The sequence below is a fragment of the Streptomyces antnestii genome (genome assembly GCF_004005495.1).
GTDB lineage: Bacteria > Actinomycetota > Actinomycetes > Streptomycetales > Streptomycetaceae > Streptomyces > Streptomyces antnestii.
This window is the reverse complement of the sequence record NZ_RZYA01000015.1, coordinates 141,694-160,584: the sequence shown is the minus strand read 5'-3', so window position 1 is coordinate 160,584 and position 18,891 is coordinate 141,694. Positions and strand designations below refer to the sequence as shown.

10 protein-coding genes are annotated in these 18,891 nt (G+C 70.9%); 5 read left to right on the top strand and 5 right to left on the bottom strand.

Annotated elements, in window-relative coordinates; all coding sequences use genetic code 11:
* Window positions 1–166: 166 nt before the first annotated feature.
* Window positions 167–2,221, top strand: coding sequence for a M4 family metallopeptidase (locus EOT10_RS27670; protein ID WP_127831061.1), 2,055 nt, complete (start codon window positions 167–169; stop codon window positions 2,219–2,221).
* A 286-nt stretch (window positions 2,222–2,507) separates the two neighbouring features.
* Window positions 2,508–4,091, top strand: coding sequence for a M4 family metallopeptidase (locus EOT10_RS27665; protein ID WP_127831060.1), 1,584 nt, complete (start codon window positions 2,508–2,510; stop codon window positions 4,089–4,091).
* Between the two features lie 66 nt (window positions 4,092–4,157).
* On the opposite strand, the gene EOT10_RS27660 is transcribed toward EOT10_RS27665, so the two are convergent.
* The 5 genes from EOT10_RS27660 to EOT10_RS27640 all read right to left on the bottom strand — a co-directional run bounded on the left by EOT10_RS27660 (window position 4,158) and on the right by EOT10_RS27640 (window position 13,434).
* Window positions 4,158–5,159 carry a GNAT family N-acetyltransferase gene (locus EOT10_RS27660; RefSeq protein ID WP_127831059.1) on the bottom strand — a complete coding sequence of 334 codons (1,002 nt, stop codon included), beginning with the start codon at window positions 5,157–5,159 and terminating at the stop codon, window positions 4,158–4,160.
* Between the two features lie 66 nt (window positions 5,160–5,225).
* Window positions 5,226–5,747, bottom strand: a complete 522-nt coding sequence (locus EOT10_RS27655; protein WP_127831058.1) for a GNAT family N-acetyltransferase — start codon at window positions 5,745–5,747, stop codon at window positions 5,226–5,228.
* A 100-nt stretch (window positions 5,748–5,847) separates the two neighbouring features.
* The gene (glgP, locus tag EOT10_RS27650) at window positions 5,848–8,421 is read right to left on the bottom strand and encodes an alpha-glucan family phosphorylase (RefSeq protein ID WP_189492146.1); all 2,574 of its coding nucleotides are present in this window, start codon (window positions 8,419–8,421) and stop codon (window positions 5,848–5,850) included.
* A gap of 174 nt (window positions 8,422–8,595) precedes the next feature.
* Window positions 8,596–10,920, bottom strand: a complete 2,325-nt coding sequence (locus EOT10_RS27645; RefSeq protein WP_127831056.1) for a protein kinase domain-containing protein — start codon at window positions 10,918–10,920, stop codon at window positions 8,596–8,598.
* 27 nt (window positions 10,921–10,947) lie between these two features.
* Window positions 10,948–13,434, bottom strand: coding sequence for a serine/threonine-protein kinase (locus EOT10_RS27640; RefSeq protein ID WP_189492143.1), 2,487 nt, complete (start codon window positions 13,432–13,434; stop codon window positions 10,948–10,950).
* Window positions 13,435–13,705: 271 nt separating this feature from the next.
* Between EOT10_RS27640 and EOT10_RS27635 the strand changes: the two genes are divergently transcribed.
* The 3 genes from EOT10_RS27635 (at window position 13,706) to treS (ending at window position 18,888) form a co-directional block, all read left to right on the top strand.
* Complete coding sequence (locus EOT10_RS27635) at window positions 13,706–14,911, top strand: S8 family peptidase (RefSeq protein ID WP_127831054.1); 1,206 nt, start codon at window positions 13,706–13,708, stop codon at window positions 14,909–14,911.
* Between the two features lie 195 nt (window positions 14,912–15,106).
* On the top strand, window positions 15,107–17,179 hold the full coding sequence (locus tag EOT10_RS27630) for an alpha-1,4-glucan--maltose-1-phosphate maltosyltransferase (RefSeq protein ID WP_127831053.1): 2,073 nt from the start codon (window positions 15,107–15,109) through the stop codon (window positions 17,177–17,179).
* A complete protein-coding gene (gene treS / locus EOT10_RS27625; protein WP_127831052.1) occupies window positions 17,176–18,888 on the top strand; it encodes a maltose alpha-D-glucosyltransferase in 1,713 nt (570 codons plus the stop codon). Before EOT10_RS27630 ends, treS begins: the two co-directional genes overlap by 4 nt.
* The last annotated feature ends 3 nt before the right edge of the window (window positions 18,889–18,891 follow it).

Genomic DNA, 18,891 nt, shown 5'->3' with positions numbered 1-18,891 from the left:
AGCACCACCGGTTGTGCGCAGTTCCGCCTTCGCTCCACCCGGTTCCACCCAGTTCCGCCCAGCTTCGCCCAGTTCTGCCTTGTTCTGCCTTGTTCTGCCCGGACGGTCATTCGCCGTCCGGTCTTCCCCAGGCCGCGCGATCCGCGGCCCGCAGAAGGAGTCAGCGTTGTCCTCCACCTCCCACAGATCCACCTCCCGTAAGCGAGCCACCGCCTACGGTGCCCTCGCGGCCGTCACCGCCCTGCTCGCCGCCGCCGTCCAGACCGGCGGTGTCGCCTCCGCCGACGTCCAGCCGTCCACGGCCGTCGCCAAGGCCGCGGCGAAGGGCGCCAACCCCGGCGCCCTCCCCGCGAAACTCTCCCCCTCCAAGCGCGCCGAGCTGCTGCGCGAGGCCAACTCCACCAAGGCGGTCACCGCCAAGGACCTCGGCCTCGGCGCCAAGGAGAAGCTCGTCGTCCGTGACGTCATCCAGGACCGCGACGGCACGACGCACACCCGCTACGAGCGCACCTACGGCGGACTCCCCGTCCTGGGCGGCGACCTGGTCGTCGACACCGCCAAGTCCGGGAAGACGGAAGGCGTGACGCGCGCCTCCAAGGCGGCCCTCAAGGGCGTCGCCACCACCGCGGCGGTCAAGCCGGCCGCGGCCGAGCGGCAGGCGGTCAAGGCCGCGACGGCCGACGGTTCGAAGAAGACCACGGCGGACCGCGCCCCGCGCAAGGTCGTGTGGATGGCCAAGGGCAAGCCGACCCTCGCGTACGAGACGGTCGTCGGCGGTCTGCAGGACGACGGCACCCCGAACCAGCTGCACGTGGTCACCGACGCGGCCACCGGCAAGAAGCTGTACGAGTGGCAGGGCATCGAGAACGGCACGGGCAACACGCAGTACAGCGGCACCGTGACGCTCGGCACGTCCCTGTCCGGATCGACGTACTCCCTCAACGACGCGGCGCGCGGCGGCCACAAGACGTACAACCTGAACCACGGCTCGTCGGGCACCGGCACCCTCTACTCGGGCACCGACGACGTGTGGGGCAACGGCAGCGCCTCGAACACCGAGACCGCGGCCGCCGACGCGCACTACGGCGCGGCGCTGACCTGGGACTTCTACAAGAACGTCATGGGCCGCTCCGGTATCCGCGGTGACGGTGTCGCCGCGTACTCGCGGGTGCACTACGGCAACGCGTACGTCAACGCGTTCTGGGACGACAGCTGCTTCTGCATGACGTACGGCGACGGCTCGGGCAACCTCAAGCCCCTCACGTCGATCGACGTCGCGGGCCACGAGATGACCCACGGCGTCACCGCCGCGACGGCCGGCCTCAACTACAGCGGTGAGTCCGGCGGTCTGAACGAGGCCACGTCCGACATCTTCGGCACGTCGGTCGAGTTCTACGCCAACAACGCCTCCGACGTGGGTGACTACCTCATAGGCGAGAAGATCGACATCAACGGCGACGGCTCCCCGCTGCGCTACATGGACAAGCCGAGCAAGGACGGCGGCTCCGCCGACTCCTGGTACTCGGGTGTCGGCAACCTCGACGTGCACTACTCGTCGGGTGTCGCCAACCACTTCTTCTACCTGCTCAGCGAGGGCAGCGGCGCCAAGGTCATCAACGGCGTCAGCTACAACTCGCCGACGTCGGACGGTCTTCCGGTCACCGGCATCGGCCGCGACAAGGCCGCGCTGATCTGGTTCAAGGCGCTCACCACGAAGTTCACCACCACCACGGACTACGCGGGCGCGCGCACCGGCACGCTGGCCGCGGCCGGTGAGCTGTACGGCACCACCAGCGCCGAGTACAAGGCCGTGCAGGACGCCTGGGCGGGCGTCAACGTGGGCGCGCGCTCCGGTGGCGGCGGCGGCACGGGCACGACGTTCGAGAACACGGCCGACGTCGCGATCCCGGACGCGGGCGCCGCGGTCACCTCGTCGATCAACGTCACGGGCCGCACGGGCAACGCGCCGTCCAATCTCCAGGTCGGCGTGGACATCGTGCACAGCTATCGCGGTGACCTGGTCATCGACCTGGTGGCCCCGGACGGGTCCACGTACCGCCTGAAGAACTCCAGCGGCAGCGACTCGGCGGCCAACGTCAACACGACGTACACGGTCAACGCGTCCTCCGAGGTGGCCAACGGCACCTGGAAGCTGAAGGTCCAGGACGTGTACGCGCAGGACAGCGGCTACATCAACAGCTGGAAGCTCACCTTCCCGTAAACCGCATGACTGCATGACTGCATGACTGCATGACCGCTTGACCGCACCACCGCTCCACCGGCACAGCCGCACAATCTGGGCGCGTCGCCCCGGGTGAGTCAACTCCCCGGGGCGGCGCGCCCGTTCATGTTCTGTTCGCAATCCGTACAACGGACATCGCCCAACGGACGATTTCCGGCCAACCTGCGGCCGCCCTCCTGACATGTACAAGCCGCAACTGGCACGCTTCACACGCACCACGCACCACTCAGCTCACTTACCCCCCACACATGTACAGGGAGCTTGCGTGATCCCCCACATATCGCGCTTCACCACGAAGCGTTCGACTCTGGCCATCGCCACCGCCGTCGCGGCCGGAGCGCTCATCGCCACCGGAACGACCACCGGCGCCACCGCACAGCCCGCGGCCGACCCCACCCCGAGCGCCGCGCCCACCGCCCTGACCTCCTCCGCCCGCGCCGGCCTGCTGCACGACGCCGACGCGAAGAAGGCCGAGACGGCGAAGGAGCTGAACCTCGGCTCCAAGGAGAAGCTCGTCGTCCGTGACGTGGTCAAGGACCGCGACGGCACGACGCACACGCGCTACGAGCGCACCTACGACGGACTCCCCGTCCTCGGCGGCGACCTGGTCGTCCACGAGTCGAAGTCCGGCAAGCACGAGGGCGTCACCCGCGCCACGTCGAAGAGCGTCGCCGTCTCCACGGCCCCCGCCACCCTCACGGCCGCCCCCACCGGCGCCCGCAAGGTGGTCTGGGCGGCGTCGGGCACCCCGCGCCTCGCCTACGAGAAGGTCGTCACCGGCACGCAGAAGGACGGCACGCCGCGCAAGCTGCACGTCGTCACGGACGCCACCACCGGCAAGAAGATCTTCCAGTGGGACGCGATCCACACCGGCGCGGGCGAGAGCCAGTACAGCGGCAGCGTGACCGTCGGATCCACCAAGTCCGGCTCCTCGTACGCCCTCACGGACACGGCGCGCGGCGGCCACAGCACGTACGACCTGAAGCACGGGTCGTCCGGCAAGGGCACGCTGTTCACCGACGCCGACGACAAGTGGGGCAACGGCACGACGACCGACCCGGCGACCGCGGGCGTCGACGCCGCCTATGGCGCCCAGGTCACCTGGGACTACTACAAGGACGTCCAGGGCCGCAGCGGCATCAAGGGCGACGGCAAGGGCGCGTACTCCCGGGTCCACTACGGCAACGCGTACGTCAACGCGTTCTGGGACGACAGCTGCTTCTGCATGACGTACGGCGACGGCGAGGGCGACAAGAAGCCCCTCACCTCGATCGACGTCGCGGGCCACGAGATGACCCACGGCGTCACGGCCGCGACCGCGGGCCTCATCTACAGCGGTGAGTCCGGCGGCCTGAACGAGGCGACCTCCGACATCTTCGGCACGGCGGTCGAATTCCACGCGGGCAACCCCAAGGACGTCGGCGACTACCTCATCGGCGAGAAGATCGACATCAACGGCAACGGCACCCCGCTGCGCTACATGGACAAGCCGAGCAAGGACGGCGGGTCCCTGGACTACTGGAAGACCGGCGCGGGCAACGTCGACGTCCACTACTCGTCGGGCATCGCTAACCACTTCTTCTACCTGCTCAGCGAGGGCAGCGGCGCCAAGGTCATCAACGGCGTCAGCTACAACTCCCCGACGTCGGACGGCCAGCCGGTCACCGGCATCGGCCGCGACAAGGCCGAGAAGATCTGGTTCAAGTCCCTGACCACGTACTTCACGACCACCACGAACTACGCCAAGGCCCGCACGGCCACCCTGAGCGCGGCATCCGCCCTCTACGGCGCCTCCTCGACGGAGTACAAGGCGGTAGACCGCGCCTGGGCAGCGGTCAACGTCAAGTAACCCCCGAGAACGAGCAGTTGTGGGGCGTCACTTTCGGGTGCCGCCCCACTCCTCGGTCGACACGTCTCAGCCGACGACCAGGACCACCGTCATCGCTGACCAGCACAGGGCGACGAGGGCCGGCAGCAGCATCATGATGAGACCGGTCGGCGACTGCTTCAGCCAGGCGTTGCCGTCGGTCTCGGCCTCCCGGCCCACGATCCGCTGCCCACCGTGCCACGCCATGTACTCCTCCAGCTCCATCGCGGCGCGCTTACGGGCACTCAGGTAGCGGCGGCCGTAGCGCAGCATCTGCGAGAAGGCTAGCGAGGAACCGAGCCCGATGACGCAGATGATGATCGCGAGGCTCCGTGAGATCCCCTCCACGGAGTTCGCGGGCCGCCCCCCGTTGCCGAGGGTGAAGCCGAGCGCCGCCGCGAGGCCCGCGGTGATGTAGAAGAAGTTGTTCAGCTTGTTCCAGTTGGTGTTGTCCTCGTGCTTGTAGAGGTCGATGGCCACCCCGTACTGGGCCTGGAGCATCGCCTCGCGCGGCTTGCGCCACACCCAGACCATCCGCTGCTTGCCGTCCGGCGGCGTGAGCCGGGTCAGTTCCTCGAAGCCGAGTTTGCGGTGGAAGAGCGTGGACGCCTTGTTGTACGGCTCGCTGACGACGGCCGCGATCACCGGGCTGGTCTGCCACTGCTCCAGGACGTGGTGGTAGAGGCGGGAGGCCACGCCGCTGCGGGCGGCCTTCCGCGACACGCAGATCTGCTTGATCACGAGGAACGCGCCGAGCGTCGACTTGATCCGGTGGTTGAGCCATTCGTCGGGCTCGATCTGGGTGTCGCTGTACGCCAGCAGATAGCCGAGCACCTCCGTGCCCTTGACGGCCACCCAGAAGTGCTCGGCCGTGGTGAGCCGGGCCCGGTAGTCGGACAGGGTGTAGTTCGACACCAGGAATCCGTCACGGCCCGCTCGCTGCGGGTCGGTGACGTCGAGCCGGCGGTCCTCGGCGAGCTCGACGATGCTCCGGAGGTGGGCCTCGCGGGCCCGGACGATCTCGATGGTGGCGGCTCCCGCCGTGGACATGCCTGACCCCCGTTTGCTAGACGTGGGCCCAACTTACCCTTCTCACAAGGGAGTTGTCCGCTCGGCTCAGCCCTCGTACTCCGTCAGGTCGATCGCGTGGACGCGGAGGGGGAAGCCGTGTACCGGGTGGGGGAACTCGGTCTCCTCCGTCATGCCCAGTTTGCGGGCGACGTTCTCGGAGGCTGTGTCGCCCGGGCGGATCAGGGCGATGACGCGGTCGACGCCGCGGTCCTGGAGGGCGAACTCCAGGGTGGCCTGGGCGGCCTCGGAGGCGTAGCCCTGGCCCCAGAACTGGCGGCCGAGCCACCAGTTGATCTCGATGCCGGGCTGAAGCTCGGACACCGAGAGGCCGACGACGCCGGCCAGCTCGCCGGAGGCGAGGAGTTCGACGGCGAACGGCCCGAAGCCCTCCTCGTCCCAGTCCTCCTCCCAGCGCTCGATGTCCTCGGCCGTCCGCTCCAGGTCGCGCGGCCCGCCGTCGCCGACCCGGCGCATGACCTCCGAATCCGCCTGGATCTCGGAGAGGGGCACCAGGTCGTCGTCGGACCACTGGCGGAGCAGGAGGCGGGGCGTCTGGATCTCGGTCATACGTCCATCTTCGCCGAGACCACGGACCCCGCCGACCACCGGCCGCCGCTCACCGCACGGCGCCACTCACCGCCGGACGCCGCTCACTGCAGGGCGTCGCTCACCGCAGGAGCACCCCCGCCGCTTCCGACGCCGATTCCGAGGGGACGGTCACCAGGCCCGTCTCCGCCGCGGAGGCGAGGAGCCGGTGCGCGGGCAGGATGCGGACCGTGTAGCCGAAGGGACCCGTACGGTCGAGGGAGAGCGGGCCCTCGTACGACCAGCGGCCGTCCAGGTCCGGGCCGCCGGACGGTTTCAGGGCCACCCTCGTCGCGTCGGCGATGCGGTCCCCGGAGTCCACGCGCCCGGCCACCGCCTGGACCTCGACGTCCTCGGGGCCGAGTTCGTCGAGCGCCACCCGCACGCGCAGCACCAGCGAGGCGCCGAGCTCGGCCGCGGCGCCCGCCGCCTCCACATGGTCGACCGCCACCCCGGGCCAGGCCGCGCGGACGCGGGACTTCCACCGCGCGAGCTCCCGCGCCGCGTCGGGCGTGAGGGCGCGCGCCGCGTGCGCCGCCGGGGCGTACAGCTTCTCGACGTACTCGCGGACCATGCGCCCGGCGAGGACCTTCGGGCCCAGCTGGGTGAGGGTGCGGCGGACCATCTCGATCCAGCGGTCGGGCAGCCCGTCGGGGCCGCGCTCGTAGAAGCGGGGCACCACCCTGCGCTCGACCAGGTCGTAGAGGGCCGCGGCCTCCAGGTCGTCACGCCGCTCCTCGTCGGTCCCGCTGCCGTCGGCCGTGGGGATCGCCCAGCCGAAGTCGGGCGTGAACCATTCGTCCCACCAGCCGTCCAGGACGGACAGGTTGAGGCAGCCGTTCAGGGCGGCCTTCATACCGGACGTCCCGCACGCCTCCAGGGGACGCAGCGGGTTGTTCAGCCAGATGTCGCAGCCGGGGTAGAGGTTCCGCGCCATGGCCATGCCGTAGTCCGGCAGGAACACGATGCGATGGCGCACCCGGGGGTCGTCGGTGAAGCGCACGAGCTCCTGCACGAGCCGCTTCCCGCTGTCGTCCGCCGGGTGCGCCTTGCCCGCGACGACGATCTGGACGGGCCGCTCCGGGTCGAGTAGCAGCCGTGTCAGACGGTCCGGGTCGCGCAGCATCAGGGTGAGCCGCTTGTACGAGGGGACGCGCCGGGCGAAGCCGATGGTGAGGACGTCGGGGTCGAGCACCCCGTCGATCCAGCCCAGCTCGGCCGTGCCCGCGCCGCGCTGACGCCAGGACGCGGCGAGGCGCCGGCGGACCTCCTCGACGAGCCGGCCGCGCAGCTCGCGCCGCAGCTCCCAGATGTCGCGGCCGGGAGTCCCGGTGACGACGGCCTCGTGGTCGTCGAGGTCGCGGGAGCCGAGCCGCAGGACCTCGGGGGCGGTCCAGGTCGGCGCGTGCACGCCGTTCGTCACGGAGGTGATCGGCACCTCCTCCGGGTCGAAGCCCGGCCACAGGCCCGAGAACATCTCGCGGCTGACACGGCCGTGGAGCGTGGAGACGCCGTTGGCGCGCTGGGCGAGCCGCAGGCCCATCACGGCCATGTTGAACAGGGTCGGGTCGCCGCCCGCGTACGTCTCCGTGCCGAGGGCGAGGACGCGTCCGACGTCGATGCCGGGGAGTTCGGCGCCGGGGCCGAAGTGCCGGGCGACAAGCTCGCGGTCGAAGCGGTCGATACCGGCCGGGACGGGCGTGTGCGTGGTGAAGACCGTGCCGGCGCGTACGGCTTCGAGCGCGGAGTCGAAGTCGAGGCCGCGCCCGGCGAGTTCCTGGATGCGCTCGACCCCGAGGAATCCGGCGTGCCCCTCGTTGGTGTGGAACACCTCGGGCTCCGGATGGCCGGTGAGGCGGCAGTACGCGCGCACGGCCCGTACCCCGCCGATGCCGAGGAGCATCTCCTGGAGAAGCCGGTGCTCGCTGCCGCCGCCGTAGAGCCGGTCGGTGACGTCGCGCGCGCCGGGCCCGTTCTCCTCGACGTCGGAGTCGAGCAGGAGCAGCGGTACGCGGCCGACCTGTGCCTGCCAGACGCGGGCGAGGAGCCGGCCGCCGCCGGGCAGGGCGAGCGCGATCCGGCAGTCGGTGCCGTCGCTCTCGCGCAGCGGGGTCAGCGGCAGTTCGTGCGGGTCCAGGACGGGATAGTGCTCCTGCTGCCAGCCGTCCCTGGACAGCGACTGGCGGAAGTACCCGTGCCGGTACAGCAGGCCCACGCCGATGAGCGGTACGCCCAAGTCGCTGGCCGCCTTGAGATGGTCGCCGGCGAGGATGCCGAGGCCGCCGGAGTACTGGGGCAGGGCGGCGGTAATGCCGAACTCGGGAGAGAAGTAGCCGACGGCGGCGGGGAGGGAGCCGTTCTGTTCCTGGTACCAGCGGTCGCCCTCCAGATAGGACCTGAGGTCTTCCGTGGCCTCGCCGAGGGAGCGCAGGAACGCCTCGTCGGCGGCGAGTTCGGCGAGCCGGGCGGGTGCCACGGCGCCGAGGAAGCGCACCGGGTCCCCGTCGGAGGCGGCCCAGCGCGCGGGGTCCATGGAGCGGAAGAGGTCGCGCGTCCCGGGGTGCCAGGACCAGCGCAGGTTGTGGGCCAGCTCGTGGAGGGGAGTCAGGGGCTCGGGGAGGACGGGACGTACGGTGAACCGGCGGATCGCCTTCACGTTCTCACCTCTGTAGGGGGACGCGGCGGGCATACGCGCACACGTGCTTGGGGGACGCACGCGGTCGGGCGGCCCCCCGGCTGTCATCCCCGACGGTACGGCCACCTGGCCCCGGCTACCACGGCGCACGGGGTCACTGACCCGCCCGGGTGACCCGGGCGGGCCGGTGACGGGTCAGGGTGCGTAACCGGAGACGATCCGGTGCTCGCGCGTGTCGGCGAACAGCGCACCGCCCAGATACAGGGGCTGTCCGAGGTGCAGGGCCGTCCCCGCGGTCCCCGGTCCGGTGCGCGGGGTGTCCTTGCGGCGGAGCGTGTTGACGTCGCCCGAGGTGTTCCTCCCTTCGAGTGCGTACGCGCCGAAGGCGAGCACCCTGTCGCCCGCGAGCGCGAGGCCGGCGGTCTCCTGGGGCGCGCCGTAGCGCCACAGGCGCCGCCCTGTGCGCCAGTCGTACGCCGTGAGGAAGTGGTCGACGGGATCCGCGGTGTCCTCGTTGGCGACGGGGACCACGAGCACCCCGTCCTGGCCGACGACGGGTCCGGGGTCCGCGGGCTGTACGTCGGCCGCGACGGTGCGCCGGGTCGCGAGGGTACGGCCGTCGAGCTCGCGCACGCCCGGGTGCCCGAGGTCCCAGCACAGGACGTCCGAGGCGTGCCGCAGCAGGGCGAAGCAGGTGGCGGCGGGCGCGGAGGCGACGCGGGCACCGTCCTTCGCGGCGAGGGCGAGCACTCCGCCGTCCTCGCCGGCCAGGTAGAGACGGCCGTCGCCGGCCACGAGCGGGCCCTGCGGCTTGGGCAGCGGGGCGGTCCGCCACAGTTCGTGGCCGTCGGTGGCCCGCCGGGCTCGTACGACCGTGCTGCGGGAGAGGCGGGTGCCGGGGCTGACGGCGAACTCCGCGCTGTAGACCACGCCCTTCGCGTACGTCAGGGCGAGCAGTCCGGTGTACCGGGGCAGCCGGTGCCGCCAGCGCACGGTGCCGGTGGCGGCGTCGACGGCGGTCACCCCGAGCTCGCTGGGCACGAACACGCGGGTGCCGTCGCTCTCGGGCGGCAGGTCCTGGACGCCCTGGAGATCGTCGGGCCCGGCGGTGAACCCGCGGGACGTCCACCGGTGGCGGCCGGTCGCCGCGTCGAAGGCGGCCGCCGCTCCCTTGCCGTCGCGGCAGATCAGCCGGGGGCGGACGAGCACGCAGCCGCTGCCGCGGTCGTCGAGGGCGGCGGGGCGGGGCACGGACCAGGGCTTCCAGCCGGTGGGGCGGACGGCGGCGCGGGTGGCCGCCGGGCCGAACTCGCCGGAGTGGTCGGCGGATCCGTAGGCGGTGACGACACGGGGGCCGCCGGGCGCCGCGTGTGCGGGGTCCTTAGCGCCTGAGCCGCTCCCGCCGCCTCCCCCGGGAAGGACGACGGCGGCGACGGCCACGGCCGCCCCGGCGACCGCCGCCGCGACGAGCCACGGCCAGCGCCGGGAGACTCGGCGGCCGACGGGGACGGGCGGCGTGGATGGCATCGGCGGCGCGACGACAGGCGCGTGCCCCGCACCCGTAGCTGTAGCCGTATCCGCCGCCGTATCGGCCGCCGCGAACGACCGTGCCGCCGTGTCCCGTTCGCAGCGGGCCACCGCCTCACGGTGCTCGGCGAAGAGCGACAGAACCTCGGTGGGCCACGGCACCCGCGCGTCTTCGGAACCGGAGTCGAGCATCCGTGCGAGCTCGATCGGCCCGGGACGCTCCCCCGGCGCGATACGCAGACACGCGGCGACGGTCTCACGCAGCTCGTCCGGGACCGCCGACAGGTCCGCGTCGCCCTGGGTGATGCGGAAGATGACGGAGGCGAACTCCGGGTCGTCGAAGGGGCCCCGGCCCGTGGCGGCGTAGCAGAGCACCGCGCCGAACGCGAAGACGTCGGAGGCGGGCACGACGGCCTGGGCGCCCTCGATCTGCTCGGGCGCCATGAAACCGGGGGTGCCGACGACCATCCCCGTCGCCGTCAGCGCCGTCGCCCGGGAGTCCCAGGCCTTCGCGATGCCGAAGTCGATGAGCTTGGGGCCCTCGGGGGTGAGCAGGACGTTGCCGGGTTTGAGGTCGCGGTGCAGGAGCTGGGCCGCGTGCACGGCGGCGAGGGCGCGGGCGAGCCGGGCCCCCAGGGCGCGCACGGTGGGGACGGGCAGCGGCCCGCAGCGGGCGACGGTCTCGGCGAGGGCGGGCCCGGGCACGTACTCGGTGGCCAGCCAGGGCACTCCGGCGTCGGCGTCCCCGCAGAGGAGCGCGGCGGTGCCCGTCCCGGAGGAGACGGCGCGGGCGGCCGCGATCTCGCGGCGGAACCTCGTCCGGAAATCATGGTCGACGTCGAGGTCGGCCCTGACCGTCTTGACGGCGACGAGCGGCGCGCCCGCGCGGTCCTCCCGGCCGAGGTACACCTCGCCCATGCCGCCCGCGCCGATGAGGGCGAGCAGCCGGTACGGGCCCATGTGCCGCGGGGGCCCGGGCAGGGGGTCGAGCAACGGATCCTCCAAGGACCGGGTGAGGTGCTACGCGGGGATCTCCAGAGAGACGACGGTCCCCTGGTCGTAGACGAGCGTCACGACGCCGCCGAGCAGCAGGAGCGTCGGGGGCCGCGGTGAGTCGGCGATGACGGTGCCGGGGTCGGCATGCGGCTTCACCGGCCGGTTGCCGGGCGCGCCCGGCACGACGGTGGTGCGGGCCGTGCCCTTGGCGCCCAGCGGCACGGACCGCAGCGTGGTGTTGTCGGCGGTGAGGGCGCGGTCACCCACGATCAGGGGCCCCGACGACACCGGCCGCTTGATCACGTCGGTGACGACCGACAGCGGTTCCTTGCGGATGACGCGGCCCTTGTGCGCGTCGGCGACCACGACCTTCCCGTTCGTCGTGTCGTAGGCGACCGCGGCGCCCGGCCCGACCGCGCTCACGACGACGTCGATTCCCGGCATGCCGTCGGCCTGCACGCGCGGCGCCTTGAAGCCGAACGCGCCCTTGGCCACGAGCGTCCGCGGGTCGAGCCGGGTGACCCGGGTCTGCGGCTCGGCGTTCGGGTCGTCGAACCCCCCGTCCCCCCGCAGGACCTGACTGCACAGGATCTGCCGGCCCCGCGCCATCAGGGTGCGGCACTGCCCCTTGTCGTACGGGGTGCCGACCTGCCGGCCCGTCGTCCCGTCCAGAGCGACCAGGCCGTCCGCGGAGTCGGCGTAGACCAGTCCGCCGTGGGCCAGCACCGCGCGGTAGCCGCCGATTTCGGCCTCGGCGAGCTGTTCGGTGCTGAGGGTGTGGGTCCAGCGGGGCGCGCCGCCGCGCAGGCCGAACGTACGGAGCTTCGCGCCCGTGGGCCGGTTCGCGCTGCCGGCCGCCCCTTCCTGGGAGGCGACGAGGAGGCCGTCGCCGGTGATCAGGGCGGCGGTGAAGCGGGTGCCGCTCTCGGGCGCGACGGACCAGCGCACGGCGCCCGAACGGGAGTCCCGCACCTGGAGGCGCCCGTCGCGGGCGATGACCGTGGTGCCGCCGCGCACGTCGGGTGCCGGAAGGTCGCCGGGCATGAACAAATGACCGGACGGCCCGATGTAGGCCTCCTCCCCCGCGCCGGTGTCCACGGCCGTGCCGCCCTTCGACGTCCACAGCCGTCGTCCGTCGCTCGCGTCGAGCGCGGTGTACGTCCCGTCGGTGAGCTGGCAGACGACGGCAAGGGTGTCGGCGGCGCAGCTCATGGGCGCGTGGCCGAGGGTGCCCCGCCACGGCTTCCAGCCCTTGGGCCGCTGCTCCCGGTACTGCGGTACGTATCCGCTGCGGTCGTCGTTGCCGGCGCCGTCGACCCCTGCCTGCGCGACGAGCTGGGCCGGGGAGAGTGTGGTCGAGGGGGTGGGGCCTGATCCTCGGGCCTCTTCACCCGGTCCGGGCCCGCGCAGGGCGAGCAGCGCACCGACGGCTCCCCCGGCGAGGGCGACCGCGAGGATCACGGCGAGGAGGGTACGGCGGCTCGTGGGACGCCGCTGGGCCGGCGGGACCGCACCCATGGTGGGCAGATCGTGCGGCGAAAGGGGGCTCGGCGCGGACCGCTGCGTAGGGGTACGCGTAGGGGTGCGGGTGGGAGTCCGGCCGCCCTCCGACGGCAGCGGCGCGAGGGGCCGCCCCCCGTCGCACAGCTGCTCCACATCACGCCGCACCGCAGCGATGGACTCGATGACGCTTTCCGGCCACGGGACACCACCCCGCCCCTCACCGCCCAGACCGGCGAACCGCTCGGCGAGCTCGTCCGGCCGGGGCCGAGCCGCCGGATCCGTCACGAGACAATCGGCCAGCACGCCCCTCAACACCTCGGGCACACCGTCGAGTTCGGCCTCGGCCCGCGACACCCGGTACAGCACGGCCGCCACCGGGCCGTCCCCGAACGGGTCGCGCCCGGTCGCCGCGTACGTCAGGACCGAGGCCAGGCAGAACACGTCGGAGGCGGCCACCACGTGGCGCCCGCCCGCGACATGCTCGGGCGACATGAAGCCGGGCGTCCCGACGAGCAGCCCGGTCGAGGTCATCGTGGTGGCGCCCGGGGTGCGCGCGACGCCGAAGTCGATCAGCTTGGGTCCGTCGGCGCCGAGCAGGACGTTCGCCGGTTTCAGGTCCCGGTGCAGGACGCCCGCGCCGTGCACGGCGGCCAGCGCCCGCGCCAGGCCGGTGCCGAGCCCGATCACGGCGGGTTCGGGCAGTGCCCCGTGCCGGCGCACCGCCTCGGCAAGATCGGGACCGGGCACGAACTCGGTTGCCAGCCAAGGCTGTTCGGCATCGGCGTCACCACCGACGAGCCGCGCCACGAAGGGACTCTCGACGGACGCGGCGACGGAGATCTCACGCCGGAACCGGGCGCGGAACACCGGATCCCCCACGACATCGCGCCGGATCGCCTTCACCGCGACCAGCGCCTGAGGCTCACACGGCCCGTCGGTGGCGAGGAACACCTCACCCATACCGCCCGCCCCGAGCCTGGCCAACGTCTCGTACGGACCTATACGCACGGGCGACGACTCCCGCAACCGGCCGATCATCCGCCCCGTCCCCCCGAACTGCTGCCAACTGCCCCAACCATGCGCACACGCACCATCTGTGACGCCCCGGCAGATTACTCGGTGCACCACGACCAGCGGCAACGCACCTCGATATGGCCGATTCCACCCCCTCCCGCGGTCTTGTAGGGCCTGCCGCCGCACGAGAGGCTGCCAACCGGTGTGCGCGGTTCCCCGGCAACTCCGTTCCTCGCGCGCCGAGTCGAGGAGGGGAGTCCACGCCATGAAACCGACGCGCATGAGGCGTCTGCGACGGGCGGGCACGTTCACGGCCGCCGTCACAGCGGCCGTGCTCTCGGCCGCCACCCTGCCCGCACACGCCACCCCGCCGCTCGGGCGCATACTCGGCGCCGGCGGACCCGGCACCGTGGCAGGCAGCTACATCGTGACGCTCAAACAAGGAACAAAGGCCCCCACCCACGCGGGCCGGGCCCTGGCCGAGAAATACGGGGCGAAAATACGCCAAACCTTCACCACAGCACTGAACGGATACGCGATAAGGGCAACGGCAACACAGGCCAGACAACTAGCGGCCGACCCATCAGTCACCGCAGTCACCCGGGACACCCGAATCCACCTGACCCAAACCCGCAAGAACCCCCCGTCCTGGGGCCTGGACCGCATAGACCAGAAGAGCCTGCCCCTCGACCACTCCTACACCTGGCCCGATTCGGCCGGTTCGGGCGTGACCGTCTACGTCATCGACACCGGGATCCGCGTGACCCACCGGGACTTCGGCGGCCGGGCGCGTTCGGGCTGGGACTTCGTCGACGGCGACGCCACAGCGCAGGACGGCAACGGCCACGGCACGCACGTGGCCGGAACGATCGCGGGCACGTCCTACGGCGTGGCGAAAAAGGCGAAAGTAGTAGGCGTCCGTGTGCTCGACAACGCGGGCTCGGGGACGACGGCCCAGGTCATCGCGGGCATCGACTGGGTGACGAAGCACGCGCGCAAGCCGGCCGTAGCCAACCTCAGTCTCGGCGGCACCGCCAACGCCCAGCTGGACGCGGCGGTGCGCAGCTCCATCGCCTCCGGGGTGACCTACACGGTGGCGGCGGGCAACGACGGCCTCCCGGCGAGCCTGTACTCACCGGCCCGCGTGCCGGAGGCGATCACGGTCGGCGCGACCGACCGCACGGACCGGCGTGCGGACTTCTCCAACTGGGGTACCCGGATAGACCTGTTCGCCCCGGGCGTGGACATCACCTCCGCGTCGAACGCGAGCGACACCGGAAAGGCGACCCACTCCGGGACGTCGATGGCGTCCCCGCACGCGGCGGGCGCGGCCGCGCTGTACCTCGCCGGCCACACCAGGGCCACCCCGGCCCAGGTGAGCCGGGCGCTGACGGCACAGGCCGCGAGGGACCGGGTGACGAACGCGCTGCCCGGCTCACCGAACAGGCTGCTCCAGATCGACCACCCGTAGCGGAGAGGCGAGTTCATGGTCCGGTCCCGTCACTCACGGCGGGACCGGACTTGTCTGTTCGCTTACGCGCGAGTAGTTAACAAAGGACCGGATTGCCCGCCCCGCAGCGGTGGAAGGCTCCTCCGGTACACCCTGCACGGCCCTCTTCCACATCCTCGTTTCCGCACGCCGAACCCCCCGCGGACAGGAGCGGTCATGCCCGCACGACGCCCCTCGCCGAAGCCGCGCACGACTCAGGCGAACCAGACAAGAACCGAGGCCCGCCAGGCGCCCCTCACCCCGATCGCCGGCCGCATCCCCATCCTGGACGTCCACCCCCTGGTGGACCACGGCCGCAGGCCCGCCAAGGCGGTGCCGGGCGAGACGTTCGAGGTGAGCGCGACAGTCTTCCGCGAGGGCCACGACGCGGTCGGGGCGAACGTGGTGCTGCGCTCACCGCGCGGCCGTACGGGCCCGTGGACCCCGATGCGCGAACTGGCGCCCGGCACGGACCGCTGGGGCGCCCGCGTGACGCCCACGTCAGAGGGCCGCTGGACGTACGCGGTCGAGGCCTGGAGCGACCCGATCACGACGTGGCGCCGCCACGCACAGATCAAGATCCCGGCGGGCATGGACACCGAACTGGTCCTGGAGGAAGGCGCGTTGCTGTACGAACGCGCCGCAAAAGACATCCCCCAGCGCAAGAGCCAGCGCGACACAGTACTGCGCGCCGCCGCCGCACTCCGAGACACCACCAGCACCCCCACCGCCCGCCTGGCAGCAGCACTCACCCCAAAAACGGAAACAATCCTGGCCCGCTACCCCCTACGCGAACTGATCACGGCCTCAGACCCCCTCCCGCTCCTGGTGGAACGCGAGCGGTCCCTCTACGGCTCCTGGTACGAGTTCTTCCCCCGCTCCGAAGGCGCCCGCGCAGAACCCGGCGAACCCCCGACCTCCGGCACCTTCGAAACAGCCGCAGCCCGCCTCCCGGCGATCGCGGCGATGGGCTTCGACGTGGTCTACCTGCCCCCGATCCACCCCATCGGCACGACGTACCGCAAGGGTCCGGACAACACGCTCACGCCGGGCCCGCACGACGTGGGCGTCCCCTGGGCGATCGGATCACCGGAGGGCGGCCACGACGCGATCCACCCGGACCTCGGCACCCTCGACGACTTCGACGAGTTCGTACACCGGGCGACAGCCCTCGACCTCGAGATCGCCCTCGACTTCGCGCTCCAGTGCTCGCCGGACCACCCATGGGTGGAGAAGCACCCGGAGTGGTTCCATCACCGCCCGGACGGCACGATCGCGTACGCGGAGAACCCCCCGAAGAAGTACCAGGACATCTACCCGATCGCCTTCGACCAGGACATGCCGGGGCTGATCGACGAAACAACGCGGATCCTGCGCTTCTGGATGGACCACGGGGTCCGCATCTTCCGAGTGGACAACCCGCACACCAAACCAGTGCCCTTCTGGGAACAGGTCATAGCAGCCATCAACAAAACGGACCCCGACGTCATCTTCCTGGCCGAGGCCTTCACACGCCCGGCGATGATGCGCACGCTCGCGCAGGCGGGCTTCCAGCAGTCGTACACGTACTTCACCTGGCGCAACACGAAGCAGGAACTCACGGACTACGTCACCGAACTGGCCCGCGAGACGGCGGCCTACATGCGCCCGAACTTCTTCGTGAACACCCCGGACATCCTGCACGCCTACCTCCAGAACGGCGGGCGCCCCGCGTTCGAGGTGCGCGCGGTCCTGGCCGCCACACTCTCGCCCACCTGGGGCATCTACAGCGGCTACGAACTGTGCGAGAACACCCCATTGCGCCCCGGCAGCGAGGAGTACCTGCACTCGGAAAAGTACGAACTACGCCCCAGAAACTGGCAGTCCACCCCCAACATCACCCCCCTCATCACGACCCTCAACACCATCAGGCGCAACAACCCCGCCCTCCACCAACTCCGGGACGTGCACTTCCACCACACGGACAAGGACGCGGTGCTCGCCTACTCCAAGACAGCCGGATCGAACACGATTCTGGTGGTCGCGAACCTCGACCCCCACCACACCCAGGAGGCCACGGTCTCGTTGGACATGCCGCAACTGGGGCTCGGCTGGCACGAGTCCGCACCGATGCGCGACGAGCTCACCGGTGAGACATACCAATGGGGCAGGTCGAACTACGTGCGCCTCGAACCGGGCCGCGCACCCGCGCACATCCTCACCGTCCCGCGACCGTCCTCACCGCACACCGGAGGGTCACCCACATCATGATCGTCAACGAACCCGTCCCGGACACGTTCGAGGACACTCCGGCCAAGGACCGGGACCCCGACTGGTTCAAGCGGGCCGTGTTCTACGAGGTCCTCGTCCGCTCCTTCCAGGACAGCAACGGCGACGGGGCCGGCGACCTCAAAGGCCTCACGTCCCGCCTCGACTACCTCCAGTGGCTGGGCGTCGACTGCCTCTGGCTCCCCCCGTTCTTCAAGTCCCCACTCAGAGACGGCGGTTACGACGTCTCCGACTACACGGCGGTCCTCCCCGAGTTCGGGGACCTGGCCGACTTCGTGGAGTTCGTGGACTCGGCGCACCAGCGCGGGATGCGCGTGATCATCGACTTCGTGATGAACCACACGAGCGACCAGCACGAGTGGTTCCAACAGTCCCGCTCCGACCCGACAGGCCCCTACGGGGACTACTACGTCTGGGCGGACGACGACAAGCAGTACCCGGACGCCCGCATCATCTTCGTCGACACCGAGGCGTCCAACTGGACGTTCGACCCGGTCCGCAAGCAGTACTACTGGCACCGCTTCTTCTCGCACCAGCCGGACCTCAACTACGAGAACCCGCGGGTCCAGGAGGAGATCATCGCGGCCCTGCGCTTCTGGCTGGACCTGGGTATCGACGGCTTCCGCCTGGACGCCGTCCCCTACCTCTACGCACAAGAGGGCACGAACTGCGAGAACCTCCCTGCCACCCACACGTTCCTCAAGCGGGTCCGCAAGGAGATCGACGCGCAGTACCCGGACACGGTCCTCCTGGCGGAGGCCAACCAGTGGCCGGAGGACGTGGTCGACTATTTCGGCGACTACACGGCCGGCGGCGACGAATGCCACATGGCGTTCCACTTCCCGGTGATGCCGCGCATCTTCATGGCCGTACGCCGCGAGTCCCGCTACCCCGTATCCGAGATCCTCGCCAAAACACCCCCCATCCCCTCCTCCTGCCAGTGGGGAATCTTCCTACGGAACCACGACGAGCTGACGCTCGAAATGGTCACGGACGAAGAACGCGACTACATGTACGCCGAGTACGCCAAAGACCCCCGCATGCGCGCGAACATCGGCATCCGCCGCCGCCTGGCCCCGCTCCTGGACAACGACCGCAACCAGATCGAATTGTTCACAGCGTTGCTCCTCTCCCTCCCCGGCTCGCCGATCCTCTACTACGGCGACGAGATCGGCATGGGAGACAACATCTGGCTGGGCGACCGTGACGCGGTCCGCACCCCCATGCAATGGACGCCCGACCGCAACGCGGGCTTCTCCTCGAGCGACCCGGGCCGCCTCTCGCTCCCCACGATCATGGACCCGGTCTACGGCTACCAGGTCACCAACGTGGAAGCGTCCATGTCGTCCCCCTCATCCCTCCTGCACTGGACCCGCAGGATGATCGAGATCCGCAAACAGAACGAGGCGTTCGGCCTGGGCTCCTACACAGAACTCCCGTCCTCCAACCCCGCAGTAATTGCATTCCTCCGTGAATACAAGGACGACCTGGTCCTCTGTGTGCACAACTTCTCGCGCTTCGCGCAGCCCACGGAACTGGACCTCCAATCGTTCACCGGCCGCCACCCGGTCGAGCTGATCGGCGGGGTCCGCTTCCCGCCGATCGGCGAACTCCCGTACCTCCTCACCCTCGCGGGCCACGGCTTCTACTGGTTCAGGCTCCGCAAGGAGGCGTGTCCCGAAAGGACGTGACGC